The sequence below is a fragment of the Streptomyces sp. NPDC039424 genome (assembly GCF_055639495.1).
The window spans coordinates 170387-196255 of sequence record NZ_JBVKAI010000010.1 but is presented as its reverse complement, the minus strand read 5'-3'; the positions used below and the strand labels follow the sequence as shown (position 1 = coordinate 196255).

Below are 25869 nucleotides of genomic sequence, written 5' to 3'. Positions count from 1 at the left end.
ACGCGTCCCTGCGCCACGCTCACCTTCCGCCCTCGTGGTTGCCGTCGTGGTTGCGCAGGTAGTCACTCAGTTCGTCGAGCTCCGCGCGCACCTGGTCGATACGGGCGGGCGCCGGGCGCTGGGGCGGCGGCGGGGTGGCTATCGGCGGCTGGGGCAACGGCGTGTGCGGTATCGGGGGCGGCGTGTGCGGGGTGTGCGGGGTCTGCGGCACGGTCGGCATGGTCGGCACGGTCGCGGCGGTGAACGGCGGCGCCGGATAGCCGTACGCCGGCGCCATGGCCCGCTGCGCGTCAAAGGCGTGGCGGAGCTGGTGGAAGTGTCGTATGTCGGCCGCGAGGTAGTACGCGATCGCGGCCACCAGCGTGCCGAAGAGCAGGGTGAGGCCCAGATAGCCGCCGGGGGTGTGGATCTCGTCGCCCGGTTCGCTGGCCAGCAGCACGATGCTGAGGGTGTCCAGGGCCAGCACCGCCACGAACAGCCCCCAGTCCAGCGACCTGCGCGTCACGATGGCCAGGCGCAGCAGCATCGCGCAGGTGAAGAACCCGATGCTGAAGAACGCGATCACCACGAACAGCACACGCAGGAAGACCAGCCACCCGATGTGCGGCGGCTGCTTCACCGGCTGTGCGTAGCCGTGGCCTTGCATGGCTGCTCCTGTTGCCTGAAGAGGGCGTGCAGTTGTCGCTTCGAGCGTATAGGCCGACACGGACAAGCGGTCACGGGTTGTACCGAACCGTTGTGTGCTGATCACTTCGCTCAGCCCGGCGCCACCGTGCCGTCCGTCAGCCCGTCGTACATCCCGCGCACCAGCTGCTCCCCGAGGCGGCCCGCGTGTCTGAGCGCCCGCTCGAACTCGTCGAGGTCGCGGAAGCGCGCGCCGTAGCGCCGCTGTTCGTCGAGCGGGAGGCGGGGCAGCTGGAGGCGGCGCACGTCCAGCCGGGTGGCGGTGGACGCGTAACTGCTCGCCTGGCGGTTGTTGGCGGTGCCGCGCAGGAACCCGGCGAGGAACCACGGGTCGAGGGCGGTGGGATCGGGGCGCAGGAGCACGAGGTTGCGGCCCAGGGCGGCACCTGCCGTCGCCTCGTCGATCACACGCGTCACCGAGCCGCCGCCGATCACCGGGACGACCACGTCGCCCGGCTCGATGAGCACGGCCTCCTCGTCGCTCTCGGGAAGCGTCCCCGAGGGGGCCGTGCAGGCGAGGACGTCGTGGTCGGTGAGGACGGGCACGCGCGCGTGGCCGCCGTGTCCGCCCGTGCGCAGCACCAGGGCACCCCCGCGCGCGAGTTCGCCGATGGTGGTGAGCGGCCAGCGCGCGGGCCGCGCGGAGTCGGGCGGGGGCGGGGTGAGGTCGGCGGTCAGGCGCAGGGTCTCGCCGAGGCGCTCGCGCACGGCCGCGAGCTGTTCCGCGCCGTCGGCCGCCGCGGGCGGGGGCAGGTGGCGGGCGGGGGCGAGGTCCACGTCGTCGTCGAGGAGTTCGATGACGGGCACCGAACGGGCCAGCCCCGGCCGCTCTTCGAACCGCCCGTCGCGTTCGAAGCCACGCCAGGCGTCCAGCACCGCGTCCCGCACGGCCTGCCAGTCCGGCCCGCCGCGCCCCTCGGTGGCGAACCGCCCGGTGTCGGCGAGCAGCACCTCGGGCTGCGCGGGCGCCCGGTCCGGGCGGCGCAGCACCCATACGTGCAGGGGGATGTTGTACGGCGGCGCCGCACCCACCGGCAGCGCGACGACGGCGCGCAGCGCGCCCCGGCGCAGCAGGTCGGCCCGGATTCGGCGGCCGGAGCGGCGGGAGGCGGCGGCGGGCGGCATGAGCAGCACGGCGGTGCCGCCCTCCCGCAACCGGGCGAGCGCGTGCTGCACCCAGGCCAGCTCGGACTCGGTGCGGGCCGGGAAGCCGTACTCCCAGCGGGCGTCGTAGGCGAGCTCGTCGTGCCCCCAGTTGCGTTCGTTGAACGGCGGATGGCACAGGACGGCGTCGGCGCGCAGCTCGGGGTAGGCGTCCTGGCGCAGGGTGTCGCCGACGGCACCGCGCACCGTCACGCGCGCGTGCAGCGCGATCCGCAGCGCGGTGACCGCGGCGAGCTCGGGGGCGCTGTCCTGGGCGTACAGCTCCTGGCCGGGGCGGGTGTCGACGGCGCGCAGCAGGGCGCCGGTGCCGCAGGCCGGGTCGAGCACGGTGCGGACGGGACCGGCGAGCTCGGCCATGAGCCGGGCGAGTTCGGCCGGGGTGAGCGTGTACTGGCGCGGGTTGGCGTCCAGATGCCGTCCCAGCAGGAACTCGAAGGCCTGCCGCGCCCCGATCTCGGCGGCGAGCTCGGCGGCGCCGCGCAGCAGGGGGGCGGAGGGGAGGAGTTCGGGGCCGGTGGGGGTGTGCACCGCCGGTGAGGCGTGAACTCCGGGGCTGTGAGCCCCCGGGCTGTGAACGCGGGGCGGGGTGTGCGCCGGGTCCGGCGAGTTCACAGCGCCGGAGGTGTGAGCCGCCGTCGAGGCGTTCGCGGCGGCCGGAGGGTTCACAGAGGCCGAGGTGTTCACAGCACTCGGGGTGTTCCCGGCGCCCGGGGTGTTCACGGCGTTCGGAGCGTTCACAGCGCCCAGTGCGTTCACAGCCGCCGCCCCGCCCGCCCCGCCCGCCCCGCGCCGGGTGTGAACACGGCGGTCGCCCGTCGCGCCGAGGCGCGGGGTGAGGACCTGCTCCAGCGCGCCGGGCAGGATCGCGGCCAGGCGCGCGTCGGACCCGGCGCTCACGTCCAGCCAGACGGTGGGGCGTTCGTGGATGAGCAGCAGGACGCAGCCCGCGTGCACCAGGGCGGTGACCGGGCCCTCGGGGTGCCCGGCGAGCTGCTGCCAGACGCGTTCCCGCAAGGGGACCTCGGCGAGCTTGCCCTGCTTGCGCAGCCAGGCCTCGACCTCGGCGAGCGCGAAGGACGGGCTGGTCTCGGTGCCGCCGACGGGCTTGGGGAAGTCGGCGTGCCGGCGGCGCCAGTTGCTGACGGCGGCGCGGCCGACGCCTGCGAGCCGTGCGATTCCGGCGGCGGTCACTTCTGTCGCGTTGTCCTGCACCCGCCCCGCTCCCCTCGTGCTGTGTGTGACGCCGAGCATAGCGGCGTACACATGATCCACGCATTCACGCCCGTGTACACACTCAACCCTGTGAACCGTGTTGACTCGGTTCACAGGCTCTGATCTTATTGACCCAGCGAAACGAGCGACTGCCGGGACGGAGGCGGTCGCCACGTCGGGGAGGGGATTTCCATGGGCATGAAAGGCAAGGTCGCGCTGGGCGCCGTCGTGGGCGTCGTCGTCATCGGTGTCGTGTCGGCGAACGCCGGCGGTGACGGCAAGAACGCGGGGTCCGGCAACGACGGCAAGGAGTCCTCCGCCTCCGCCCGGCACAAGCCCGGCGGCAAGAAGGACACGGGCAGACCGGAAGCGAAGACGAGGAAGGCCGCGATCTCGGGGGACGGCGACTTCCAGGTCGGCAAGGACGTCAAGCCCGGCACCTACCGCACCACCGGCAACACCGACGACATGTGCTACTGGGAGCGGGCCAAGGACGCGTCGGGCGAGACCGACTCGCTGCTGGCCAACGACAACGTCACCGGCTCCAGTTACGTCACCATCAACGCCACCGACAAGCTCTTCAAGTCCAGCGGCTGCAAGCACTGGGAGGCGGTCGACCCGAAGGCGAAGGGCTCACCCGCCTCGACGATGGCCGGCGACGGCGGCATGTTCAAGGTGGGCACCGACATCGCCCCGGGGACGTACAAGTCGACCGGCAACGCCGACGACTCCTGCTACTGGGAGCGCACCAAGGACGCCGAGCAGGGGCTCGACTCGATCATCGCCAACGACAACGTGACCGGTACGGCCGTCGTCACCATCCGCTCCACCGACGCCTATTTCAAGACCACCGGTTGCGGGAACTGGAAGAAGACCGGCTGACCGCGGCGGTCCGGCGACCCGCCGCCCCGCGCCCACCCGCACCTCTCAATCCCACACCGCCCACCTCACCCCCACACCCGCACACCACCCAACCCCAACACCGCTCACCATCTCTCTCACCAAGGAATTCCCATGCGTCGCACCGCACTTGCCGCTCTCTGCCTCGCCGCCACGGCCGCCGCGGGACTCACCGGCTGCCTGCCCGGGCAGGACAAGGCGGACAGCAAGCCGAAGGGCCCGTTCGCCGGGCAGAGCGGCGGCGAGATCGCCGACCGGGCGATGAAGGCCACCACCGGGGCCTCGTCGCTGCGGATGAAGGGCGACATAGCCGACGACGAGAGCAGCGGCGGCACCATCCAGATCGACATGGCCCTGAACAAGAAGGGCGAGTGCGCCGGCACGATGAGCATGGGCGGCCAGGGCAAGGCCGACCTGGTCAAGACCGGCAGCACCGTCTACATGAAGTACGACGAGGCGTTCCTGCGCGCGCAGAGCGAGGGCGAGTCCAAGGAGGACACCGACGCGGCCGTGTCGATGCTGGCCGGCAAGTGGACCAAGATGTCCGCGAAGGGCCAGGACGCCAAGGACATCGCGGCCTTCTGCGACCTGGGCACGGTGCTCGGCGGCGCCGAGGACGGCAACTCCGACGCCACTCGCGGCAAGACGACCAGCGTCGACGGCACCCCCGCGATCGTGCTGCACGAGAAGGACGGCAAGGACCGCTACACGCTGTACGTCGCCACCGAGGGCAAGCCGTATCTGCTGCGGGTCGACGGCTCCTCCGCCAAGGACCCGGTGAAGCTGGCCTTCAGCGACTACGACCAGCCGGTCCCGGCGAAGAAGCCCACCGGGAAGATCATCGACCTGGACGCGCTGGGCGGCTGAGCCCGGTCCGCGGCTCGGGCCGCGGGGCCGAGGAGCTCATCGCGCGCTGAAGCGCTCCGGAGCCTCGGTGGGGTTGCCGCCGGTGGGGAGTTTCTGGCTGGGGCAGGACCGCAGGACCTTCTCCATCGCGGACTTCTCCGCCGCGGTGACCCACAGCCCGTACTTCTTCTTCACGGCGACCTGGGCGGCGACGTAGGTGCAGCGGTAGGCCTTGTTCGGCGGCAGCCAGGTCGCCGTGTCGCCGTCGCTCTTGCGGCGGTTGGTGCTCGCGTCGACGGCGATGAGGTTGAGGGGGTCGTTGGCCAGGGCTATGCGCTTGCCGGCGTCCCAGTACTTGGCGCCCTTCTGCCAGGCGTCCGAGAGGGCGACGACGTGGTCGATGTCGACCTGGCTGCGGCCGCGCCGGTAGGTGACGTCCTTGCCGGTGTAGGGGTCGGGGTCCAGCAGGCCGTAGGAGACCTTGCAGGTGCCGCCGGTGAACTTCACCTCCTTCAGGTCGCGTTTGAGGATGTCGTCCCGGGTGTCGCAGGAGTTGGAGTCGGTGTCGGCCCAGGCGGTGCCGAACCGGTCGCGGGAGTAACCGGTCTTCGGGGCGCGCCCCTTGACGGTCAGTGACTCCGCGGCGGCGAAGGCCGCGCCCCCGCTCCCTGTCGGTGCGGGCCCGGAAGAGCCCTCGGTCTGCTGTTCGGTGCACCCGGTCATGCCGAGCACGATGACCGCGGCGGTGACCGCCCCACCCCTCAGACGCCTCACGCGCGCCCCCCTCGCCTGCCCTGTTCCGCCCCCGCACGGGCGGACCGCTCCTGGTCCCACCGTAGCGGCCGGGAGTCCGGGAACGCAGGGCGCCCGGCGAGGGCCCGGAGGTGATCACCCCGGGCCCTCGTGGTGCCGCGGGCTAGGACCCCAGGATGGACGCGAGGAACTCCCCTACCCAGCCGAGCAGTTCCCGCCCGACCAGCGGCTTTCCTCCCACCTTGGCCGTCTTCGGTCGCGGCACCAGCACCTGGTGCACGGCCGGCTTGATGACGGTCCCCGGGTACAGCCGCTTGAGCCTGAGCTCCTGCGACTCGCGCAGCTCCACCGGAGCGAAGCGGATGTTGGTGCCCTGCAGCACGATCTCGCCGACGCCGCACGCACGCGCGAGCATCCGCAGGCCCGCCACCAGCAGCAGGTTCTCCACCGGCTCGGGCAACTTGCCGTACCGGTCGACGAGTTCCTCCCGTACGGCCTTGATGTCCTCCTCGGTGTTGGCGGAGGCGATGGCCCGGTAGGCCTGCAGGCGCAGCCGCTCACCCGGCGCGTAGTCGTGCGGGACGTGCGCGTCGACGGGCAGCTCGATCTTGACCTCGAGCGGCGGCTCCTCCTCGATCTCGCCGGTCTCCAGCTGGCGCCGGTAGTCCGCGACCGCCTCGCCGACCATGCGGACGTACAGGTCGAAGCCGACGCCCGCGATGTGGCCGGACTGCTCGCCGCCGAGGAGGTTTCCGGCGCCCCGGATCTCCAGGTCCTTCATGGCGACGTACATGCCCGCGCCCATCTCGGTGTGCTGGGCGATGGTCGCGAGCCGCTCGTGGGCGGTCTCCGTCAGGGGCTTCTCCGGCGGGTACAGGAAGTACGCGTACCCGCGCTCGCGGCCCCGGCCGACCCGGCCGCGCAGCTGGTGCAGCTGGGAGAGGCCGAAGGTGTCGCCGCGTTCGACGATCAGGGTGTTGGCGTTGGAGATGTCGATGCCGGACTCGACGATCGTGGTGGAGACGAGCACGTCGAACTTCTTCTCCCAGAAGTCGACGACGACCTGTTCCAGCGCCGACTCCGACATCTGGCCGTGCGCGGTAGCGATGCGGGCCTCGGGGACGATCTCCCGGAGTCTGGCGGCGGCGCGGTCGATGGACTCGACCCGGTTGTGGATGTAGAAGACCTGGCCCTCGCGCAGCAGTTCACGGCGGATGGCCGCGCCGATCTGCTTCTCCTCGTAGGGGCCGACGAAGGTGAGCACCGGGTGCCGTTCCTCCGGCGGGGTGGTGATCGTCGACATCTCGCGGATGCCGGTGACCGCCATCTCCAGGGTGCGCGGGATGGGCGTGGCGGACATGGTCAGCACGTCCACGTTCGCCCGCAGCTTCTTCAGCTGTTCCTTGTGCTCGACGCCGAAGCGCTGTTCCTCGTCGACGATGACCAGGCCGAGGTCCTTGAACTTCGTCTCGGAGGAGAACAGCCGGTGGGTGCCGATGACGACGTCCACCGCGCCCTCGCGCAGGCCCTCCAGGACGCCCTTGGCCTCGGTGTCGGTCTGGAAGCGGCTGAGCGCCCGCACGTTGACCGGGAACTGGCCGTAGCGCTCGGAGAACGTCCCGAAGTGCTGCTGCACCAGCAGGGTGGTCGGCACCAGCACCGCGACCTGCTTGCCGTCCTGGACGGCCTTGAAGGCGGCGCGGACCGCGATCTCCGTCTTGCCGTAGCCGACGTCGCCGCAGATCAGGCGGTCCATGGGGACCGACTTCTCCATGTCGTCCTTGACCTCGGCGATGGTGGTGAGCTGGTCGGGGGTCTCGGCGTAGGGGAAGGCGTCCTCCAGCTCGCGCTGCCAGGGGGTGTCCGTGCCGAAGGCGTGCCCCGGGGCGGCCATCCGCGCGCTGTACAGCTTGATGAGGTCCGCGGCGATCTCCTTGACCGCCTTCTTCGCGCGGGCCTTGGTCTTCGTCCAGTCCGCGCCGCCGAGCCGGTGCAGGGTGGGGGCCTCGCCGCCGACGTACTTGGTGATCTGCTCCAGCTGGTCGGTGGGGATGTACAGGCGGTCGCCGGGCTGGCCGCGCTTGGCGGGGGCGTACTCGACGACCAGGTATTCGCGGGTGGCGCCCTGGACGGTGCGCTGCACCATCTCGATGTAGCGGCCGACACCGTGCTGCTCGTGCACGATGTAGTCGCCGGTCTCCAGGGTGAGCGGGTCGATGGTCTTGCGGCGGCGGGCGGGCATGCGGGTGCCGTCGCGGCCGGCGGCCTTCTGCCCCGACAGGTCGGTCTCCGTCAGGACGGCGAGCTGTAGCGCCGGGTCGACGAAGCCGTAGTCGATCGAGCCGCAGGAGACGTGCACGACGGAGGGGGAGATCTCCGCGAGGTCGATGTCCAGACGGGCCGGGACGCCCTCGCCGCCGAGCACCTCGACCGTGCGGGCGGCGGGGCCGTGGCCCTCGGTGACGAAGACGGTGCGCCAGCCGTCGGCGAGCCAGCCCTTGGTGTCGGCCAGCGCTTTCGCCGTGTCCCCGCGGTAGGTCTCGGTCGCGTGCATCCCCAGCTTCAGGGTGTCCGCGTCGAGCTCCTCGTCCGCGGCGAACGGCGAGACCGACCACCACATCATGCCCAGCTCGCGCGCGCGGTCGCGGACGTCGGCGATGGACCACAGGGAGGCGGCGCCGACGTCGATGGGCGCCTCGCCGCCCCCGGCGGTGGCCGCCCAGGAGGCTTGCAGGAACTCCTGCGAGGTGGCGACGAGATCGGCGGCACGCGTGCGTACCCGCTCCGGGTCGCAGACGACGGCCATGGCGCCCTTGGGCAGCACGTCGAGCAGCAGCTCCATGTCGTCGACGAGCACCGGGGCCAGGGACTCCATACCCTCGACCGCGATCCCCTCGGCGATCTTGTTGAGCAGCTCGCCGAGCTCCGGGTGCTGTTCGGCGAGGGCACGCGCGCGTGTGCGGACGTCTTCCGTCAACAGCAGTTCACGGCAGGGCGGTGCCCACAGGCCGTGCTCGGCGACTTCGAGGGAGCGCTGGTCGGCGACCTTGAAGTAGCGGATCTCCTCGACGTCGTCACCCCAGAACTCCACGCGCAGGGGGTGTTCCTCGGTGGGCGGGAACACGTCGAGGATGCCGCCGCGCACGGCGAACTCGCCACGCTTCTCCACCAGCTCCACGCGCGCGTACGCGGCTGCCGCGAGGGCCTCCACGATCGCGTTCAGGTCAGCGGTCTGGCCGGTCTTGAGAGCCACCGGTTCCAGGTCGCCGAGGCCCTTGACCTGCGGCTGGAGCACGGACCGTACGGGGGCGACGACGACGGAGACCGGGCCGGTCTCGGGGTCGTCGGAGGTGGGGTGGGCCAGGCGGCGCAGGACGGCGAGGCGGCGGCCGACGGTGTCGCTGCGCGGGCTGAGCCGCTCGTGGGGCAGCGTCTCCCAGGAGGGGTACTCCGCGACGCCCTCCGCGGGCAGCAGCGTGCGCAGGGCGGCGGCCAGGTCCTCGGCCTCCCGTCCCGTCGCCGTGACCGCCAGTACGGGGCGGCCGGCCTCGCGGGCCAGGGCGGCGACCGCGAAGGGCCGGGCCGCCGGGGGGCCGACCAGGTCGACGTGCATGCGGTTGCCGTCCGCGGCCGCCCTGATCGCTTCCGCGAGGGCGGGGTCCTTGACTACGGCGTCGAGCAGACCGTGCAGGCTCATGGAGGGGCTTTCCGTCCTGGGGTGGGCAACGCGAATAGCCCGACCCTTGTGAGGGCCGGGGGTCTCCAGCGTACGACGCTGCGCTCGCGGGTGCCGGGGGCTGTGGACAACACCGCTTCCCGGCATCGAACGGCCCGGTGCCGGGAAGTCCGAAGACTTCCCGGCACCGGGCTCTCCCCCGCAACCCCCGTGTGCGGTGGTCGTACGGTCGTCCTGTCCGCGCGGCTACTCGGTCGCGATCGCGTTCAGTACGTTCATCCGCCCCGCCCGGAACGCCGGGACCAGCGCGGCGAACAGGCCCACGAAGGCCGCGCCGATGAAGACGGCGATGATGGTCGGCCAGGGGATCTCCAGGACGTTCAGGCCTTCCAGGGCGAGCAGCTTCTGGGCGGTGGCGCCCCAGCCCATGCCCAGGCCGAGGCCGAGGAGGGCGCCGAAGAGGGCGATGACCACGGACTCCAGGCGGATCATGCGGCGCAGCTGGCGGCGGGAGAGGCCGATGGCCCGCATCAGGCCGATCTCCCGGGTGCGCTCCACCACCGACAGGGCCAGGGTGTTCACCACGCCCAGGACCGCCACGATGATGGCCAGCGCGAGCAGGCCGTAGATCATGTTCAGCAGCTGGCCGATCTGGTCCTTCAGCGCCTCCTTGTAGTCGGTCTGGTCACGGACCTTGTACTGCGGATAGTCGTGCAGGGCCGACTTCAGCGCCTTGTAGGCGGCCGTCTGCTGGCCCTCCTCGGCTGTGCCGAAGACCAGGACGTCCAGCGGCATCCGGTCGGCGGGCACGTACTTCGCGACCGTGGCGATCGAGGCGTACATCGCGCCCTTGTCGATCACGGCGTCGTCGCTGGTGATCGCGCGGACGGTCAGCTTCGCCGTCGTACCGTCCTTGAAGTCGACCTCGACCTTGGAGCCGACGCTGATCCCGTGCTCCTTGGCGAAGCCCTCGAAGACGGACATCGAGTCGGGGCGGTAGGCGTCGGCGAGGCTGCCCGCGACCGTCTTGGACCGCAGGTCCTCGGCGTACGTCGGGTCGGCGGCGTTGATCGTCTCCTTCTTGGTGGTGCGGCCGTCGGGGGTGGTCAGGTTCGCGTCCAGGACCTTGTACTCCGTGACCCGCTCCAGTCCGGGCGCCGACTTCACGGCCTTCACCGCCGCCGGGATGATCGGCTGCTGCTGGTCGTTCTGGATGATGAAGTCGGTGCCGACGGTCTTGTCGAGCTGGTCGGTGGCGGAGGCCACCATGGAGGAGCCGACCACCGACAGGCAGGCGACCAGCGCCAGGCCGATCATCAGGGCCGCGCCCGTGGCGCCGGTGCGGCGCGGGTTGCGCAGGGCGTTGCGCTCGGCCATCCGGCCCACCGGGCCGAAGACGCGCAGCAGGACGGCGCCGAGCACGCGCACCAGGCCGCCGGCGAGCAGCGGGCCGATGACCACGAAGCCGATCAGGGTCAGCAGGATGCCCAGGCCCAGCCACGCGGAGCCGTCCTTGGCGTCGTCGGCCGTGCCGGCCACGTACAGGCTGCAGGCACCGGCGCCGGTGAGGAGGGTGCCGATCAGGGCCCGGACCCAGCCGGCCCTGGCGTCGGTGGGCGAGCCCGCGTCGCGCAGCGCGGCCATCGGGGAGACCTTGCCGGCCCGCCGGGCGGGCAGGTAGGCGGCCAGGACGGTGACCACGACGCCGAGGAGCAGGCCGACCGCCGGGGTCGTCCAGGCGACGGTCAGGTCGTCCGTGGACAGGTGCATGCCCATCTTGCCCATGAGCTTCATCAGGCCGACCGCGATGCCGATGCCCGCGCCGACACCGAGCACGGACCCGAAGACGCCCAGCAGCAGGGCCTCGACCAGCACGGAACGGTTGACCTGCTTGCGGGAGGAGCCGATCGCCCGCAGCAGGCCGATCTCCCGGGTGCGCTGGGCGACCAGCATCGAGAAGGTGTTGATGATCAGGAAGATGCCGACCAGGAAGGCGACCCCGGCGAAGCCGAGCATCGCGTACTTCATCACGCTCAGGAAGCTCTCGACGTTCTTCTGGTTGGCGTCGGCGACCTCCTTGGCGGTGCGCACCTTGTAGGCGCCGCCGAGTTCGGCCGTGAGGTTCTTCTTCAGCTGGGCGTCGCTCACGCCCTTGTCGGCGGTGACGTTGACGTCGGTGTAGACGCCGGTCTTTCCGACGAGCGTCCGCTGCGCGGTGCGGGTGTCCAGGTAGAAGATCGCCGCGCCGGGGTTGGTGACGGTGAAGGTGGCGATGCCGCAGACGCGCGTGGTGTGCGTGCCGACGGCGGTGATCACGCCGATCTCGTCGCCGAGCTTCAGATGGTGCTTGTCGGCGGTGTCCGCGTCGACCATGACCTGGCCGGAGTTCTTCGGCGCCGTACCGGAGGTGATCTTCATGGTGCGGGCGTCGTTGCCGTTCCAGTTGCCGACGACGGTCGGCGCGCCGCTGCTGGGCGAGAGGTTGTCCTTGTCGGCGTCGACGACGGTGGCCGCGGTGGAGAACACCGTGCCCTCGGCCGACCGCACGCCCTTCGCCCCGCGGACCTCGCCGAGCACCGAGGCGGGTATCACCGGCGGCTTGCCGGTGCCGGAGGTGGTGTCACCGCTGTCGGAGGCCGCCTTGGCGCTGACCGTCACATCGGACGACGTCGCCTGGAACAGGTTGTCGAAGGTGGTGTTCATCGTGTCGGTGAACACCAGGGTCCCGCTGACGAAGCCCACCGACAGCAGCACCGCTATCGCCGACAGCGCCATCCGGCCCTTGTGCGCGAAGAAGTTGCGCATCGAGGTCTTCAGGACGGTCATGACGTGCGCCCCCGGGCGTCGAAGTCCTTCATGCGGTCCAGTACCTGATCGGCCGTCGGCTGGTGCATCTCGTCGACGATCCGGCCGTCCGCGAGGTACAGCACCCGGTCCGCGTAGGAGGCGGCCACCGGGTCGTGGGTGACCATCACGATGGTCTGGCCCAGCTCGTCCACGGACGTGCGCAGGAAGCCGAGCACCTCGGCGCCGGCCCGCGAGTCGAGGTTTCCGGTCGGCTCGTCACCGAAGATGATCTCGGGGCGGGCGGCCAGGGCGCGGGCCACGGCGACGCGCTGCTGCTGGCCGCCGGAGAGCTGGGTGGGCCGGTGCTTGAGCCGCCCGGCGAGGCCGACGGTCTCCACGACCCGGTCCAGCCACGCCTTGTCGGGCTTGCGCCCGGCGATGTCCATGGGCAGCGTGATGTTCTCGAGCGCGTTCAGCGTCGGCAGCAGGTTGAACGCCTGGAAGATGAACCCGATCCGGTCCCGGCGCAGTTGCGTGAGCTTCTTGTCCTTCAGGCCGGTGATCTCGGTCTCGTCCAGGTAGATCTGACCGCTCGTCACCGTGTCCAGGCCGGCGAGGCAGTGCATCAGGGTGGACTTGCCGGACCCCGAGGGGCCCATGATCGCGGTGAACTGGCCGCGGGCGATGTCCACGTCGACGTGGTCGAGGGCGACCACGCGGGTCTCCCCGGACCCGTACGCCTTCACGACCTGCCGCGCCCGCGCGGCAACGGCCGTACGCCCTCCAGTGCCCCCGTGCCTGGGAATGGTCACAGCCGATGTCACGGTACGTCTCCTCTGTCGGTCAGCGGTCGGATCGCGAAGTGGTGCGTCGATCAGTCGCGAGGTGGTACGTCGATGAGTCTCGCGGGCGGCGGGGCCGCCGCGCGCTGGTGCGGAGCCCCGTCCTGCAAGGGGGGATAACCCCACCCCGCCGGTTCGGTCGGCCGCCCCCCAGCGGCGTAAAGCCAGGTTAAGGACGACCCCCGTGCCGTCTCGTCCTCCGGCGGTACGAAACCTCCCCGAGCCGTTGTACGGAGGAACCCCTAGGGGTGGTCCACCCACAGGTGGAGCCGGTCTCGGGGTGCGCCTCCACCCAACGGCCCAGTCAGGCTGCACCCTGCCGTCACGTGAGGGTCAAGTGGGAAGCTGTCGTCCGGCGATAGGTGCAAGGGACAAGAGACCAGGGGGGTTTCCGGTGGGCGGTACGGAACCGGCGACACGGGACACCGCACAGCACTCCGGAACCAGGCGGCGGGGCCCGGTCGTGGCCGCCCTCATGCTCACGATGGCGCTGGCCGCGCTGGACTCCACGGTCGTCTCCACGGCCGTACCGCAGATCGTCGGCGACCTCGGCGGGTTCTCCGTCTTCTCCTGGCTGTTCTCCGGCTATCTGCTCGCCGTCACCGTCACCCTGCCCGTCTACGGCAAGCTCTCCGACACCTTCGGCCGCAAGCCGGTCCTGGTCGCGGGCGCCGCCCTGTTCCTGCTCGGCTCGCTGCTGTGCGCCGCCGCCTGGAACATGGCCGCGCTGATCGCGTTCCGGATCGTGCAGGGCCTGGGCGGCGGCGCGTTGCAGGGCACGGTGCAGACCGTCGCCGCCGACCTGTACCCCCTCGCCGAACGGCCGCGGATCCAGTCCAGGCTGTCCACGGTCTGGGCGGTCTCGGCGGTCGCCGGTCCCGGGCTCGGCGGGGTGCTCGCCGCGTACGCGGACTGGCGGTGGATCTTCCTGGTCAACCTGCCCATAGGGGCCGCCGCCCTGTGGCTGATCGTCCGTCATCTGCACGAACCCGTCCGCGCCTCGGCGGTGCGCCGCCGGGTCGACTGGGCCGGCGCGCTGGCGGTCTTCGCGTGCGGCGGCGTCCTGCTGACCGCGCTGGTGCAGGGCGGGGTGGCCTGGGCGTGGCTGTCGGCGCCGTCGCTCTTCCTGTTCGGCACGGGACTCCTCCTCGTCGGGGTCGTGGTGGGGGTGGAGCGGCGGGCGGCGGAGCCGATCATCCCCGGGTGGGTGTGGCGGCGCCGGACGATCGCCGCCGTCAACCTGGCGCTCGGGGCGCTGGGCCTGCTGATGGTGGCGCCGGCGGTGTTCCTGCCGACGTACGCGCAGTCGGTGCTCGGCCTCGCCCCCGTGGCCGCCGGGTTCGTGCTGTCCGTGTGGACGCTGAGCTGGCCGTTGTCGGCGGCGCTCAGTCAGCATGTCTACCGGCGCATCGGCTTCCGCGACACCGCGCTGCTGGGCATCGGCGCGGCGACGCTGGTCCTGCTCGCCTTCCCCTTCCTGCCCTACCCGGGCCAGGCCTGGCAGCCGGCGCTGCTCATGCTGCTGCTGGGCGGCGCGCTGGGCCTGTTCCAGCTGCCGCTGCTCGTCGGGGTGCAGTCGACGGTCGGCTGGGCGGAGCGCGGCACCACCACCGCGTCGGTGCTCTTCTGCCGCCAGACCGGGCAGACCGTCGGCGCGTCCGTGTTCGGCGCGGTGGCCAACGGCGTGCTGGCCGCACGGCTGGGCGGCGCGGGCGACCTGGACTCGGTCACCCGGGCCCTCGCCGCCGGCACCGCCCCGCAGTCCACCCGGCACGCCATCGCCGACGCCGTCCACGCGGTCTACCTGGGCGCCGCGTGCGCGGCGGCACTGGCGTTCCTGGTGCTGCTGGTACTGGCGCCACGACGGTTCCCGGTCCTCGACGAGTGAGCCGCCCCAGCATGTCCGGCTCGACGACAGAGTGGCCCCCACCCCGTCAAGGCAGCCGGACCGACACCTCCGGGTTCCGCGGTGACGGTCCGTCGAGGAGGGGCTGGGGGGTTCCCTTCAGGTGCAGGTCGAAGAAGGCGGCCACGTACGTTCGGGTGATCGCTTCCGAGCGTCCCGAGGGAAGGACGTCGGGGTCCGCCGCGCCGATCAGTTCCGCGAGGAGGGGCGTGTCGGTGAAGGTGCCGTGGTCGGATCCGGCGACCGTCAGCCAGCGCTTCCAGCCGTCCAGGTGCTCCCAGGCCCGGTCCCAGGTCTTGTCCGTCCTGGGCTGCCCGAAGAGCAGGAAGGGGCGGCCGTCGAGGCCGGTGTCGGGGACCGGGGCGAAGAAGGTGCCGTCCATGTTGACGCCGGCCCGTACCCGGTCGTCGGCGGCCATGGTCGCGGCGGCCGCGTCGCCGCCGATGGAGTGCCCGGCCATGCCGATCCGCTTGGGGTCGATCATGCGCGCGTACCGCCACGCGGGATGCCGGCCGGTGAGCCGGTCCAGCACGAAGGAGACGTCCGCGGCCCGGCTCTCGGCGATGGCCGCGGGCCCGCCCGCCGGGGGCTCGTCGCAGATGGCGCAGGGCAGGGTCCGGCCGTCGGGGAGGGTCGTACCGGTGGTCTCGTAGAGGTGGTCGACGAGGGCGACGACGTACCCGCGGCTCGCGAGGTCCTCGGCGAGGCCGGTGAGCGTGGCGCGCGGCAGCGTGAAGCCGGGCGAGAGCACCACCAGCGGGAACGTGCCGTGCGCCGGGCGGGCACCGGGGTGCGCCCAGGTCCGTACCCCGCTGATCACCTCGGGGGGCACGGTGGAGTCCGCAACCTTCGCCGCCAGCAGGAGCCGGGCCTCCTCCTCGGTCATGTACGGGGCCGCCGGGCCGCCCGTTCCGCGCCGGGCCGGGTAGTACATCGACACCATCAGCTGCCGGGGGCCCGCGGACGGCACCCAGGGGTCCCGGCGGTGGGTGTCGACGAGGTGCAGCGTGCCGCGGCCGACGGCGTGCGGACCGGTCGGGCGGGGCAGCGCGGCCGGGGCCCGGTGCGCGGCCGAGGCGACGGCGGGCGCGGGGGCGGCGGAGGCGGGGGCCGCGGCGAGGACCGGCAGCGACAGGGCGAGCGCGAGCGCGGTGGCGGTGACAGCGGCTAAGTGGTGGGCTCCACGGGATCTGTTCATGCCCAGGACGGTAGGCGGCCGCTCGGGGCCTGACATCGCCTCAGGGGCGTACGGGCTGCTGGTCCTGTGGGCGCACGAAGGCCCCGCCCACGGGCGGACCGCAGGGCCCGCGCGTCAGACCCCGGTCGTACGCCCCCGGGTTAACGCGGGTAACACCCCAGGTCAGACGGTCTGCCGCGTAGTAAGCGCATACCGACCGTCCAGTTTGGTGAAAACGCCGCGCGAGCCGGAAGCCTGCGAGTAGCGTGCCGACCCGCTCCCCCACCCCTCCCTGCGGTCCGCCGCCACGGGCCCGAGCCACGCAAGGAGCCACGGGATGTCCCACGACCCGTACCCGCCCCGCCCCTCGCCCCGCCCCAACCCCACCTACCTCACCGACCAACCGCCCGCCACCTACCCCTGGCAGCCGCCACTCCCGGCACCGCCCCGCCCCTGGCAGGGGTCCCGCCGCGAACCGCTCGGCCACCACAGCGACCTGCGCATCCTTCGCGGCGCCTACCGCCGCCAGCGCCGCACCGCCACCTTCACCGCCCTCGGCTACTTCACCCTGTTCCTGGTGCTGTCCGCGTTCGCACCGGACCTCATGGCGCGCACCGTCTCCCCCGGCATCCCCACCGGCCTGCTGCTCGCCCTGCTCCAACTCCCGGTCACCTGGCTGGCGATAGCCCTGTACGAGCACACCGCGCGCCGCCTCGTCGACCCGCTCGCCGACCGCATCCGCAAGCAGGCGGAACTGGACGCCAGACGAGGGGCGGCACGATGACCGGCTTCAGCGACTCGGCGCAGGCGATGTCCCTGGTCGCCTTCAGCGTCGTCGCCACCATCACCTTGCTGCTGTGCGTGATGACCGGCCCGGGCGGAAACGACCTCGACGAGTTCTACACCGGCTACGGCTCCCTCTCCCCCCTGCGCAACGGCCTCGCCATCGCCGGCGACTACATCTCTGCGGCGACCGTGCTCGGCACCGGCGGAGTAATCGCCCTGTGCGGCTACGACGGGATCGTGCTGGCGCTCAGCACCGCCCTGTCACTGATGCTGCTTATGTTCCTGCTGGCCGAACCCCTGCGCAACGCGGGCCATTTCACCATGGGCGACGTGCTGGCCCGCCGCATGCCCGGGCGCTGCGTACGGATCACCGCCTGCGCGGTCACCATCGCCGCGCTGCTGCCCATGATGCTGATCCAACTGGCCGGCGCCGGACAGCTCGTGGCGTTCCTGCTCGGCTTCTCCGGCGAGTCGCTGAAGACCGGCTGCGTGATCGGCATCGGCGCCCTGATGATCAGCTACGCGGCGATCGGCGGGATGAAGGGCACCGCCCTCATCCAGATCCTGAAGATCGTGATGCTGCTCGGCTCCGGCGCCGTCGTCGCCGTCCTCATCCTGCACCGCTTCGACTGGCACCCGGGCGCACTGTTCGACGCCGCAGCCCGGCAGAGCGGCGCCGGAGAGGCCTTCCGTCGCTCCGGACTGCAGTTCGCGGGCGGCCCCGCACCCCGCCTGGACATGATCACGTCTCAGCTGACGATCGTGCTGGGCGGTGCCTGCCTGCCGCACATCACCATGCGCGTGTACACCGCCTCCAGCGTCCGCCAGGTACGCCGCTCGATGTCCTGGGCGGTGTCCTGCGTGACCTTGTTAGTACTGGTCATCATGGTCGTGGCGACCGGTGCGACGGCCCTGGCCGGCCGCGGCGCCATCGCGGCGGCCGACCCGCACGGCAACACCGCCTACCTGCTGGGCGCACGGGCGGCGTTCGGAACCGAGGTCTCCACGGCGGAGACCCTGCTGTTCACCACCGTCACATCCGCGATCTTCCTGACCCTGCTCGCCTCCGTCGCCGGCATGATCCTCGCCTGCGCCAACTCCCTGGCCCACGACGTCTTCGCCGCCCGCGTACAGGAGATGCCCGCCCCCCGCGAGATGGCGCTGGCCCGGCTCTCCGCCCTCGCGATCGGCATCCCCACGATCCTGCTGGCCACCCTGGTCCAGCACCACAGCCTGCAGCCCCTGGTGATCCTCTCCTTCTGCCTCGGCGCCTCCGCCATCGCCCCCGCCCTGGTCTACGGCCTCTTCTGGCGCCGCTACACCCGAACCGGCCTGCTGAGCACCCTGATCGGCGGCTCCCTCACCGTCCTCCTGCTGATGCCGGGCACCAAGCTGGTCTCCGGCTCCCCCACCGCCGCCTTCCCGCACGCCGACTTCAACTGGTTCCCCCTCACCACGACGGGCCTGGTCTCCATCCCGGCGGGCTTCCTCTTCGGCTGGCTCGGCACGATCGCCAGCGGCCGGCGCAACGCGGAGGAACAGCGGCGCCGGTACGAGGCCGTGGAGAGCCGGATCCTCGCGGGAACGGCACGCGAGGGAACCTGACGGACAGCCGGGGCCTCGTCCCGGCTGCCCGACCGGCCACCCCGGCTACTCGACCGGCCGCCCCGTCAACGAGATGAGACTGCTGCGCACATGGTCCATCTGCGTCTGCATGTCGTCCCACGTCTCCCCGTGCTCGCACAGCACCCGTTCCGTCTCCCGGGCGATCCGCTCCGCCCGCGTCTGCGCCTGAACGAGAATCTCGGCGGCCCGCACATGCGCCTCCTCCTGGCAGCGCCGCGCCACCTCCTCCGCCTCCCCCAGCTCCCGCTTCGCCTCCGACAACGCCGCCTCCGCCCGCGCCACCAGTTCGACGTGGAGCGCGTCGAGCGCGACCGACCGCTCGGCCTCCTCCCGCTCCAGAGCCGTCCACCGCTCGGCGTGCTCCCGGACCTGCTCGGCCAGCATCCCGGAGGTCCGCTGGCGCACCTCCCGCAACGCCGCGAGCGCCTCACCGCGCCGTGCCTTCACCTCGCGCCGCGTGCCGACCCGGATCTCCTCGGCCTCGGCGCGCGCCGCGGCAAGCCGCTGCCCGGCCCACTCCTCCGCCTCCGCCAGCAGCACCTGAGCCCACTCCTCGGCATCCCGGCGCACACCCAGGGCATACGCCTGCACCCGCGCGAGCTCCTCCTGCGCCTCGCACCGCGCGGACTCCCGTACGGCCCGCGCCTCTTCCACCCCGAGCTGGAAGAGACCGCGTGCGCGCTCCCCGAGCGTCTCGTACGTCTGCGGCGCGAGCCCCGCCACCGTCTCGCGCAACCGGGCCGCCTCCGCCTCCATGTCCTTGGCGAGCACGGTGAGCCGGGCGGCCCGCTCCCAGGCGGCGTCCCGATCCCGCGAGAGCGCCTCGGCGAAGGCGTCGACCTGGTCGGGCCGGTAGCCGCGCCCCCGCACGGCGCCGAAGCCGTGCGGCGACACCGGTGCGCTGCTCATCCTGTGACCCCTCTCCGCCGGACACACACGAAATGATGATTTCGGGCATATCTTGATGGATCGGGCGCAAGTGTCCCTAACGCGACACACGAAAGGGCCGGACCCGTCACCCGGGCCCGGCCCCACGAACTACGGAACGCGCGCTACAGCAACCCGTCCCACATCTGCTCCAGCAGCACCGACCACCAGCTCTCCGGCGACCCGAGCGCCGCCGGGTCCAGCGACGCCAACTGCGCCTGGAAGTCGACGGTCCAGCGACCCGCCTGCTCCGGATTCAGACCGAACCTGAGCCGCCACATCCGGCCCAGCAGCGCCAGACAGCGCGCGAACTCGGGCAGCCCCGTGTTCACGAACTGCGGCGGCACGGGCCCACCGTCCGGCCCCGCCTCCACCGGCACGGCGACGATGTTCGCCGTCCCGTACTGCACACAGAGCGCCTTGCCGAAGTCGGTACCCATCACCAGGTACGACCCCGCGTCCGGCGCCGGCCGCACCCCACGCTCCTGCGCCAGCTCCGCCAGCGTCGGCACCGGACGGTTCTGCTGGGTCTGCGCCCAGAAGAACGGGCCCATGTCCGCCGGCAGCCCCGCCACCACCAGAGTGTGCGCCACGATCGGCGGCACCCCCTGACGCGACACCGCCGCCTGATCGAACCGGAACACACCCGGCCCGAACGCCGCCGCCAGCTCCTGCGCGATCGCCTCGGGCGGAATCGGCGGCGCGGGCTGCACCTGCGGCAGCGGCGCCCGCACCGGCGCCGGCCGCGCCGGACCGTCCGCGACCTGGTGCAACTCGCCCTGGTGCGCCAGCAACTGCTGCATGCCCTGCTGCCGGCTCGCGTGATCCGTCCCGTACGGCGCGATGCTCGCGATCCGCGCCTGCGGCCACTGCTCCCGGATCATCCGCGAGCAGTACGCACCCGGCAGCTCGCACGACTCCAGCTCCGTGTGCAGCTCCAGCACCTGGTTCGGCGGAACGTTCATGGCGCGCAGCTCGTGGTAGATCTGCCACTCCGGATGCGGGGTGCCCGGCGCCGAACGCCGGATCAGCTGCTGCTCCGAACCGTCCTGCGCGCGGTAGCGCAGCACCGCCTGATAACCGGGGCCCACCATCGGCTGCCCCTGCTGCGGATACCCGTACGCCGGAGGCTGCCCGGGCGGGGGCATCGCACCGGGCGGCGGCATCGCACCGGCCGGGGGCGGCGGCATGGCACCCGGCGGCGGCATGGCACCCGGGGGCGGCATCGCACCGGGCGGCGGCATGGCCCCGGGCGGCATCGGCTGCGGGGCGCCCGGCACACCGGGGCCACCGGGCATGCCCGGCGCCTGCGGAGGCGGAGGCGCGCCGGGACCGGCCACCGGAGGCGCCGCCAGCACGGTCTCCGCGTGATGCACGGCCCCACGCCCGGCCCCCGGGGCACCGGGAACACCAGGCGCGTTGGGCACACCGGGAGCACCCGGCGCACCCGGAGGCTGCGGCGCGCCCCCGCTCATCGGGTTCGGGCCGGCCAGCATGGTCGCCGCGTGGTGGGCCTCACCGGGAGGCGTACCGCCCGGGACCCCCGGCGGCTGCGGACCGCCCGGAGGCGTCGGCACACCGGGAGCGGACGGCCCCTCGGGCCCGTCCGGTCCGAGCGCCGACACCATCTGCGTCGGCACATACCCGCCCGCCGCACCCGGCGTCCCAGGCGCACCCGGCGGAGGCAGCGGCGCACCCGGCGTCCCAGGCGCACCCGGCGGAGGCGGCGGCGCACCCGGCGTCCCAGGGGCACCCGGCGGAGGCGGCGGCGCACCCATCCCCCCGCGCGCCCGGCGCGGCGGCGGCGCGGCCTTGCTCGTCGCGGCGTCCGCGATGTCCCCCGCGTTCGGCGCCAACGGCCGCCCCGGCCCACCCGGACCGCCGACCGGAGGCCGAGGCGCGTCCGGAGCACCCGGGACACCCGGGGCACCCGGGGCACCCCCCGGAGCCTGCGGATAGCCATAACCGGGCGCACCCTGCGGGCCACCCGGAACCGGCGGCGGAGGAGGCGGAGGCGGCGCACTCCCCCGCGGCACACCGGGAACCGGCGGCACGGGCGGCGGAGTACCAGGAGTTCCCGGCACCTGCGGATAGCCGTACGGCGGCGCGGGCGGCGGAACCGAAGCGTCCGCCACCGGCTCGACCGCCGTGGGCGGCAGCTGACTGCCCCCCGAGAGCAACGCGGTCTTCGCGTCCGGCGGAGTCTGCGGACCGTCGTCGGAATCGCTCAGCGGCGGCGCGAACACCGTCGCGGGCAACGGAACGGAACGATCCTCACCCGCGTCCGCGTTCGTGTCCGTCCCTGCCCACGGAGTCGCCCCCACAGGCACCTCCGGCGCATCCGAACCACCCCGGCCACCGGGTCCACCGGGTCCACCAGGCACAGCATCCTCAGGCTCGGCAGCCGGCACCGGCACCCCCGCCTGCGTCTCCGGCAGCGCACCATTGCCCGCACGCCGGTCCGGGATCCCCAGCTTGTCCGCGGCCTCCTGCAACCACTCCGGCGGACTCAACAAGAACGACGTCTGATTCAGATCCACCCGCGCCGCGGGCGCCGGCACCGCGTCCGCCACCTCGTCCTCACGGCCGTACTCCTCCTCGTACCGGCGGATCACCTCACCCACCGGCAACGCGGGCCACAGCGTCGCCTCACCGCTGTCCCGCGCGATCACCAGCCGCTGCCCGCCCGCGTCCGACCGCGGACCCTCCGCACGGTCCTCGCCCCACACCACGAAGCCGAGCTCGAACTCCCGTACCCGCACCTCACGGTGCTGGTACACCGGCACATCCCCGTTGATCCACTCTTCCGCACGCTCCTGCGCCTGCGCGAACGTCACCATCGCCGAAGCTCACTCCCCCACGGAAGAAACCGGAACGGCACGCGCGAAACCGCCGTCCACCATCAGGTTCGCCACCGTCTCCAGCTCCGGCGGACTGCCCGCCAGCCGCGACAGGAAGGCATCGAAGTCATCACCGCACGGCAACAGCAACCGCTCCACCCGCTCGGCCGGCGACCACCCCGGATCCACGTCCCGCACATCGTCGTACGCGCAGAACCACACCGAACCGGCCCGCTCGCCGCGCACCTTCACCGCCAGCAACCCACCCTGCACGAAGGACACCCCCAGGTAATCCTTCGTCAGATGGTCACGCAGACACTTGTTCACATACACCAGGTCATTGACCGCCGCCTCGTCCCGCACCGTGAAGAACGGCTGGTCCACCAGCAAGCCCAACTCCGCGTCCAACGCCGTACCCACCGGCGCACACCCGCCGGCCGCCTTCAGAAAAGACCGGTACGCGCCCGGCAGCCGGTACCCCAGGTCCTCCTCGACCCCCTGCACCTGCTGCTCCGTCACCGCCACACCCGACTTGGGCAACCCGAAATGCGCCGGACGCGTCTCCTGCAACGGCCGCGTCCCCCGCTTCCCCTGATCCACCCGAGCCGTCGCCACCCCACCGTGATGCCGCAGCAACGCCTTCACCTCGACCGGAACCAGCTCCAGCCGCCGCGAACCCACCACGTGATGCCACGTCCACCCATGCGGCGTCGCCACATCCGGCACCGTGTCCCACAGCTCGTGCCCCGACGCCGCCAACGCCGCGTTCGCCGACACATAGTCCGTCAGCCGCAACTCATCGACACCGAAACCCTCGGGCGGATCGGCGACCTCAGCCGCCGCACGCGCATAGGACGAGAAATCGGGGTACCCGCCCTCGTCAACACGTACCCCTCTCGGGTGACGTGCCGCCCGGACCGGATCCGGGAAATGCACGACCTGCCCGGCATAGGCCGCATTCGGCGGCGCGGCTTGCTGCCCGAGCCGACCTGTCGTCATGGCGGTAGCCCCCTGCGGCGTCATCTCTGGCCTGTACGGCGGTGTTCGATCGCGGACGCCGACAGCCTATGCGGTACATCGACCCCGGTCACCGGGCCTCCACTTCCGTGACCAGCCGTCACCCCGCCGTGACAGCCAGCCCAAACCCGGGCGTGTCGCGCCGCCCCAGCTTCCCCACCAGCCACGGCATTTGGCACTCTGTGTCCTTCGGGTGAAGCCCGGGAGGGAAGATGACCATGAACACCATGCAGGCCGGAGGCGGTGGAAACATGCGGGCCGGCGACCCCCGCATCGGCTGGAGCAGCACCGAAACACTCCACACCCCCACCCTCCTGCACCGCCGCGACGGCATCCTGCCCACCGTCGCCGCCGCCCTCTCCGTCCGCGGCACCACCCTCACCGGCACCGCCGCCCGCGGCGATCAGCCCCCGCCCCTGCACCCCCTCGTCCAGGACTTCCTCGACACCCTCAGCAGCGCCCAACGCGACCGCTTCACCGGCCGCTGCGCCGAAACCATCCTCATCTCCCGCCAACTCGCCGCCGCCGACGCCGCCCGCAGCAGACGCGCCGCCCGCAAGCCCATGACCAACGGCGAAGCCCGCAAAGCCCTCAAACAGGCCAAACTCACCGCCCGCCGTATACGCGAGGACGGCGACCCCCTCCACGGCAGCTTCGCCACCCCCTGCCGCGCCTGCACCGCCCTCAGCGCCCACTTCGGCGTCCGCATCGTCGACCCCGCCACGGCCGCCGACTGAGCCGCCGACCGAGCCGACGACCGGCCCCCACCGCCACAGCACCCCGCACAGGCACGACGAACGAAGGGCAGATGCACACCGACCGCTCCTCCACCACACGCTTCGCCGTACCCGTCGACGCCGCCCTGCGCGCCGCCGGCTGGCAACCCGGACGCTGGGACATAAAGCAGGCCGAATACTGGGCCGACGCCCTCCGCGACCACACCTCACCCGCCGGACACCGCCACACCGTCTTTCCCGCCGCCGTCGAGGCCTGGGCGGAATTCGGCGGCCTGCACATCACCCCCACCGGCCCCGGCCGCCAGGTCGCCCCCGCCACCCTGCACCTCGACCCTCTGCACGGCCTCCACCTCGCCCGCACCCTCGGCGACCTCGGCCGCGCCCTCGACACCGACGTCTGCCCCCTCGGCGAGGAAAGCGACACCCACTCCCTCCTCGCCATCGACGCCACCGGCCGCGTCTACGCCCTCGACCACACCGGCGACTGGTACCTCGGCCCCGACATCGACCACGCCCTCACCGCACTCGTCGCGGGCATAGAACCGGTACGGCTCACCGCGGTCTGACCCCGCTACGCCGCCGGAATCACCGCCGACACCCGGAAACCCCCCGCGTCCGTCGGCCCCGACACGAACACACCACCCAGCGCCGCCACCCGCTCCCGCATACCCAGCAGACCGTTACCCCCCGAAGGCAACCGCGCCGCCGACGCCGACCCCGGCTCCGGCGGCGGCCCGTTCTCCACCTGCATCGCGATCTCCGACACCCGATGCGCCAGCCGCACATGCGTCTTCGCACCCGCCGCGTGCTTGTGGACGTTGGTGAGGGCCTCCTGCACCACCCGGTACGCCGTCTGCTCCACCTCCGGCGCGTAGTCCCGCACATCGCCCTCGACCGACAGATCCACCACCATCCCCGCGGCGGCCGACTGCCCGATCAACTCATCCAGCTCCGACAGGCACGGACCCTCCGCCCCCGCCTCCTCCTCCACCAACCGCGCAGCGGCGACCACGCTCACCGACGCCACCGGCACCGGCGCGCCCGACCGCAACACCCCCAGCATCTCCCGCAACTCCGTCAGCGCCTGACGCCCCATGTCCCCCACCAGCGCCGCGTTCTTCACCGCCTTGTCGGGGTCCTTCCGCGCGACCGCCTGGAGCGCGGCTGCGTGCACGACCATCAGACTGACGCGATGCGCGACGACGTCATGCATCTCCCGGGCGATCCGCGTCCGCTCCTCACCCCGCGCCCACTCGGCCCGCTCCTCCGCCCGCTCCGCCAGCAACTGAAGCTCCCGCTCCAGACTGTCGGCCCGCTCTCTGAGACTCTCCATGAGCCGGCGCCGCGCACCGACATACAGCCCCATGAGGATCGGCGGCGCCGTCAGCCCGAGAGACGTCGTGATGGCAGCGAACGGAACGAACCAGTCACCCAGGGTCAAATCACCCCGAGCCATGTCCTGCCGCACCCGCACGAACGTCACGATCATCGTCCCCACCAGGGACATCCCCGCCAACGCCACCAGAATCCGGCGCGGCAGCTCACACGCCGCCAGCGTGTACAGGCCCACGATCCCCATCAGAAAGCCCATCTGGGCCGGCGTGATCGCGATCGCCACCAGCACGACCGCGATCGGCCACTTACGACGGAGCAACAACACGGACCCGGCGATCAACCCGAACACGATCCCGACCGCCAGCGGGATCCCCGCATCCCGGGCGAACGGGATCCCCTCCGCCCCACACTCCACAGCCGACACCAGCGCGAGACCCCCGTCGAGCACCGCGCTGCGCCACCTGGCCCACCACCATGGGCCGGTCAGGGCCCTGGCGTCCTCTTCCCCCGTCGTGGTCATGCGTCCAGCCTACGGTCGGCAGGTGCCGCTTTTCCGGTGAGTTTCGCGGACTGGCCTACACCACACTCCGTAATCGAATAACAGTGAAACCGTCCGGTATCCCTCGAACTGCTGAACCACGCCCGTTCGAGGCC

Annotated in this window: 18 protein-coding genes; 7 read left to right on the top strand and 11 right to left on the bottom strand. The window is 72.1% G+C overall.

Features of this window, described 5'->3' with window-relative positions:
* Positions 1-19: 19 nt before the first annotated feature.
* Positions 20-646, bottom strand: a complete 627-nt coding sequence (locus tag ACZ7L0_RS25060; protein ID WP_471244769.1) for a hypothetical protein — start codon at positions 644-646, stop codon at positions 20-22.
* A gap of 110 nt (positions 647-756) precedes the next feature.
* On the bottom strand, positions 757-3060 hold the full coding sequence (locus ACZ7L0_RS25055) for an N-6 DNA methylase (protein WP_471244768.1): 2304 nt from the start codon (positions 3058-3060) through the stop codon (positions 757-759).
* A 192-nt stretch (positions 3061-3252) separates the two neighbouring features.
* On the opposite strand from ACZ7L0_RS25055, the gene ACZ7L0_RS25050 reads away from it, so the two are divergent.
* Both ACZ7L0_RS25050 and ACZ7L0_RS25045 read left to right on the top strand, forming a co-directional pair.
* The gene (locus tag ACZ7L0_RS25050; protein WP_471244767.1) at positions 3253-3942 is read left to right on the top strand and encodes a hypothetical protein; all 690 of its coding nucleotides are present in this window, start codon (positions 3253-3255) and stop codon (positions 3940-3942) included.
* A 132-nt stretch (positions 3943-4074) separates the two neighbouring features.
* The gene (locus ACZ7L0_RS25045) at positions 4075-4827 is read left to right on the top strand and encodes a hypothetical protein (RefSeq protein ID WP_471244766.1); all 753 of its coding nucleotides are present in this window, start codon (positions 4075-4077) and stop codon (positions 4825-4827) included.
* A gap of 36 nt (positions 4828-4863) precedes the next feature.
* On the opposite strand, the gene ACZ7L0_RS25040 is transcribed toward ACZ7L0_RS25045, so the two are convergent.
* The 4 genes from ACZ7L0_RS25040 to ACZ7L0_RS25025 all read right to left on the bottom strand — a co-directional run bounded on the left by ACZ7L0_RS25040 (position 4864) and on the right by ACZ7L0_RS25025 (position 12846).
* On the bottom strand, positions 4864-5529 hold the full coding sequence (locus ACZ7L0_RS25040) for an HNH endonuclease family protein (RefSeq protein WP_471244862.1): 666 nt from the start codon (positions 5527-5529) through the stop codon (positions 4864-4866).
* Between the two features lie 193 nt (positions 5530-5722).
* Positions 5723-9256 (bottom strand): transcription-repair coupling factor, encoded by a 3534-nt coding sequence (gene mfd, locus ACZ7L0_RS25035; protein ID WP_471244765.1) that lies wholly within the window; start codon positions 9254-9256, stop codon positions 5723-5725.
* A 225-nt stretch (positions 9257-9481) separates the two neighbouring features.
* Positions 9482-12061, bottom strand: coding sequence for an ABC transporter permease (locus ACZ7L0_RS25030; RefSeq protein ID WP_471244764.1), 2580 nt, complete (start codon positions 12059-12061; stop codon positions 9482-9484).
* The gene (locus ACZ7L0_RS25025) at positions 12058-12846 is read right to left on the bottom strand and encodes an ABC transporter ATP-binding protein (RefSeq protein ID WP_388803080.1); all 789 of its coding nucleotides are present in this window, start codon (positions 12844-12846) and stop codon (positions 12058-12060) included. The genes ACZ7L0_RS25030 and ACZ7L0_RS25025 overlap by 4 nt, the downstream gene beginning before the upstream one ends.
* A gap of 412 nt (positions 12847-13258) precedes the next feature.
* Here ACZ7L0_RS25025 and ACZ7L0_RS25020 point away from each other — a divergent pair, with 412 nt between their 5' ends.
* On the top strand, positions 13259-14752 hold the full coding sequence (locus ACZ7L0_RS25020) for an MFS transporter (protein ID WP_471244763.1): 1494 nt from the start codon (positions 13259-13261) through the stop codon (positions 14750-14752).
* A 46-nt stretch (positions 14753-14798) separates the two neighbouring features.
* On the opposite strand, the gene ACZ7L0_RS25015 is transcribed toward ACZ7L0_RS25020, so the two are convergent.
* Positions 14799-15968, bottom strand: a complete 1170-nt coding sequence (locus ACZ7L0_RS25015; RefSeq protein WP_471244762.1) for an alpha/beta hydrolase family protein — start codon at positions 15966-15968, stop codon at positions 14799-14801.
* Positions 15969-16284: 316 nt separating this feature from the next.
* Between ACZ7L0_RS25015 and ACZ7L0_RS25010 the strand changes: the two genes are divergently transcribed.
* Together ACZ7L0_RS25010 and ACZ7L0_RS25005 are read left to right on the top strand one after the other, a co-directional pair.
* The gene (locus ACZ7L0_RS25010; protein ID WP_471244761.1) at positions 16285-16731 is read left to right on the top strand and encodes a DUF485 domain-containing protein; all 447 of its coding nucleotides are present in this window, start codon (positions 16285-16287) and stop codon (positions 16729-16731) included.
* A complete protein-coding gene (locus ACZ7L0_RS25005; protein ID WP_471244760.1) occupies positions 16728-18338 on the top strand; it encodes a sodium/solute symporter in 1611 nt (536 codons plus the stop codon). Before ACZ7L0_RS25010 ends, ACZ7L0_RS25005 begins: the two co-directional genes overlap by 4 nt.
* Positions 18339-18383: 45 nt before the next feature.
* Here the strand turns inward: ACZ7L0_RS25005 and ACZ7L0_RS25000 are convergent, their stop codons facing one another.
* The 3 genes from ACZ7L0_RS25000 to ACZ7L0_RS24990 all read right to left on the bottom strand — a co-directional run bounded on the left by ACZ7L0_RS25000 (position 18384) and on the right by ACZ7L0_RS24990 (position 23125).
* The gene (locus ACZ7L0_RS25000) at positions 18384-19268 is read right to left on the bottom strand and encodes a cellulose-binding protein (RefSeq protein WP_471244759.1); all 885 of its coding nucleotides are present in this window, start codon (positions 19266-19268) and stop codon (positions 18384-18386) included.
* 143 nt (positions 19269-19411) lie between these two features.
* Entirely contained in the window at positions 19412-22126 is a 2715-nt protein-coding gene (locus tag ACZ7L0_RS24995) for an SUKH-4 family immunity protein (protein ID WP_471244758.1), read from the bottom strand.
* A 9-nt stretch (positions 22127-22135) separates the two neighbouring features.
* Positions 22136-23125, bottom strand: coding sequence for an SMI1/KNR4 family protein (locus tag ACZ7L0_RS24990; protein ID WP_471244861.1), 990 nt, complete (start codon positions 23123-23125; stop codon positions 22136-22138).
* 236 nt (positions 23126-23361) lie between these two features.
* Here ACZ7L0_RS24990 and ACZ7L0_RS24985 point away from each other — a divergent pair, with 236 nt between their 5' ends.
* Positions 23362-23880, top strand: coding sequence for a YwqJ-related putative deaminase (locus ACZ7L0_RS24985; protein ID WP_471244757.1), 519 nt, complete (start codon positions 23362-23364; stop codon positions 23878-23880).
* Between the two features lie 71 nt (positions 23881-23951).
* Positions 23952-24446: an SUKH-3 domain-containing protein gene (locus ACZ7L0_RS24980; RefSeq protein WP_471244756.1), complete on the top strand. Its 495-nt coding sequence runs from the start codon at positions 23952-23954 to the stop codon at positions 24444-24446.
* A 5-nt stretch (positions 24447-24451) separates the two neighbouring features.
* On the opposite strand, the gene ACZ7L0_RS24975 is transcribed toward ACZ7L0_RS24980, so the two are convergent.
* Positions 24452-25735 carry a sensor histidine kinase gene (locus ACZ7L0_RS24975; protein WP_471244755.1) on the bottom strand — a complete coding sequence of 428 codons (1284 nt, stop codon included), beginning with the start codon at positions 25733-25735 and terminating at the stop codon, positions 24452-24454.
* Positions 25736-25869 lie beyond the last annotated feature (134 nt).

Excerpts from the sequence above, each read along its gene's own strand:
- ACZ7L0_RS25005 (WP_471244760.1), top strand. The coding sequence starts at position 16,728 with ATGACCGGCTTCAGCGACTCGGCGCAGGCGATGTCCCTGGTCGCCTTC.
- ACZ7L0_RS24980 (WP_471244756.1), top strand. The coding sequence starts at position 23,952 with ATGCACACCGACCGCTCCTCCACCACACGCTTCGCCGTACCCGTCGAC.
- ACZ7L0_RS25015 (WP_471244762.1), bottom strand. The coding sequence starts at position 15,968 with ATGAACAGATCCCGTGGAGCCCACCACTTAGCCGCTGTCACCGCCACC.
- ACZ7L0_RS24975 (WP_471244755.1), bottom strand. The coding sequence starts at position 25,735 with ATGACCACGACGGGGGAAGAGGACGCCAGGGCCCTGACCGGCCCATGG.
- ACZ7L0_RS25030 (WP_471244764.1), bottom strand. The coding sequence starts at position 12,061 with ATGACCGTCCTGAAGACCTCGATGCGCAACTTCTTCGCGCACAAGGGC.
- ACZ7L0_RS25040 (WP_471244862.1), bottom strand. The coding sequence starts at position 5,529 with ATGACCGGGTGCACCGAACAGCAGACCGAGGGCTCTTCCGGGCCCGCA.
- ACZ7L0_RS24995 (WP_471244758.1), bottom strand. The coding sequence starts at position 22,126 with ATGGTGACGTTCGCGCAGGCGCAGGAGCGTGCGGAAGAGTGGATCAAC.
- ACZ7L0_RS25000 (WP_471244759.1), bottom strand. The coding sequence starts at position 19,268 with ATGAGCAGCGCACCGGTGTCGCCGCACGGCTTCGGCGCCGTGCGGGGG.
- mfd (WP_471244765.1), bottom strand. The coding sequence starts at position 9,256 with ATGAGCCTGCACGGTCTGCTCGACGCCGTAGTCAAGGACCCCGCCCTC.
- ACZ7L0_RS25010 (WP_471244761.1), top strand. The coding sequence starts at position 16,285 with ATGTCCCACGACCCGTACCCGCCCCGCCCCTCGCCCCGCCCCAACCCC.
- ACZ7L0_RS25045 (WP_471244766.1), top strand. The coding sequence starts at position 4,075 with ATGCGTCGCACCGCACTTGCCGCTCTCTGCCTCGCCGCCACGGCCGCC.
- ACZ7L0_RS25060 (WP_471244769.1), bottom strand. The coding sequence starts at position 646 with ATGCAAGGCCACGGCTACGCACAGCCGGTGAAGCAGCCGCCGCACATC.
- ACZ7L0_RS24990 (WP_471244861.1), bottom strand. The coding sequence starts at position 23,125 with ATGACGACAGGTCGGCTCGGGCAGCAAGCCGCGCCGCCGAATGCGGCC.
- ACZ7L0_RS25050 (WP_471244767.1), top strand. The coding sequence starts at position 3,253 with ATGGGCATGAAAGGCAAGGTCGCGCTGGGCGCCGTCGTGGGCGTCGTC.
- ACZ7L0_RS24985 (WP_471244757.1), top strand. The coding sequence starts at position 23,362 with ATGAACACCATGCAGGCCGGAGGCGGTGGAAACATGCGGGCCGGCGAC.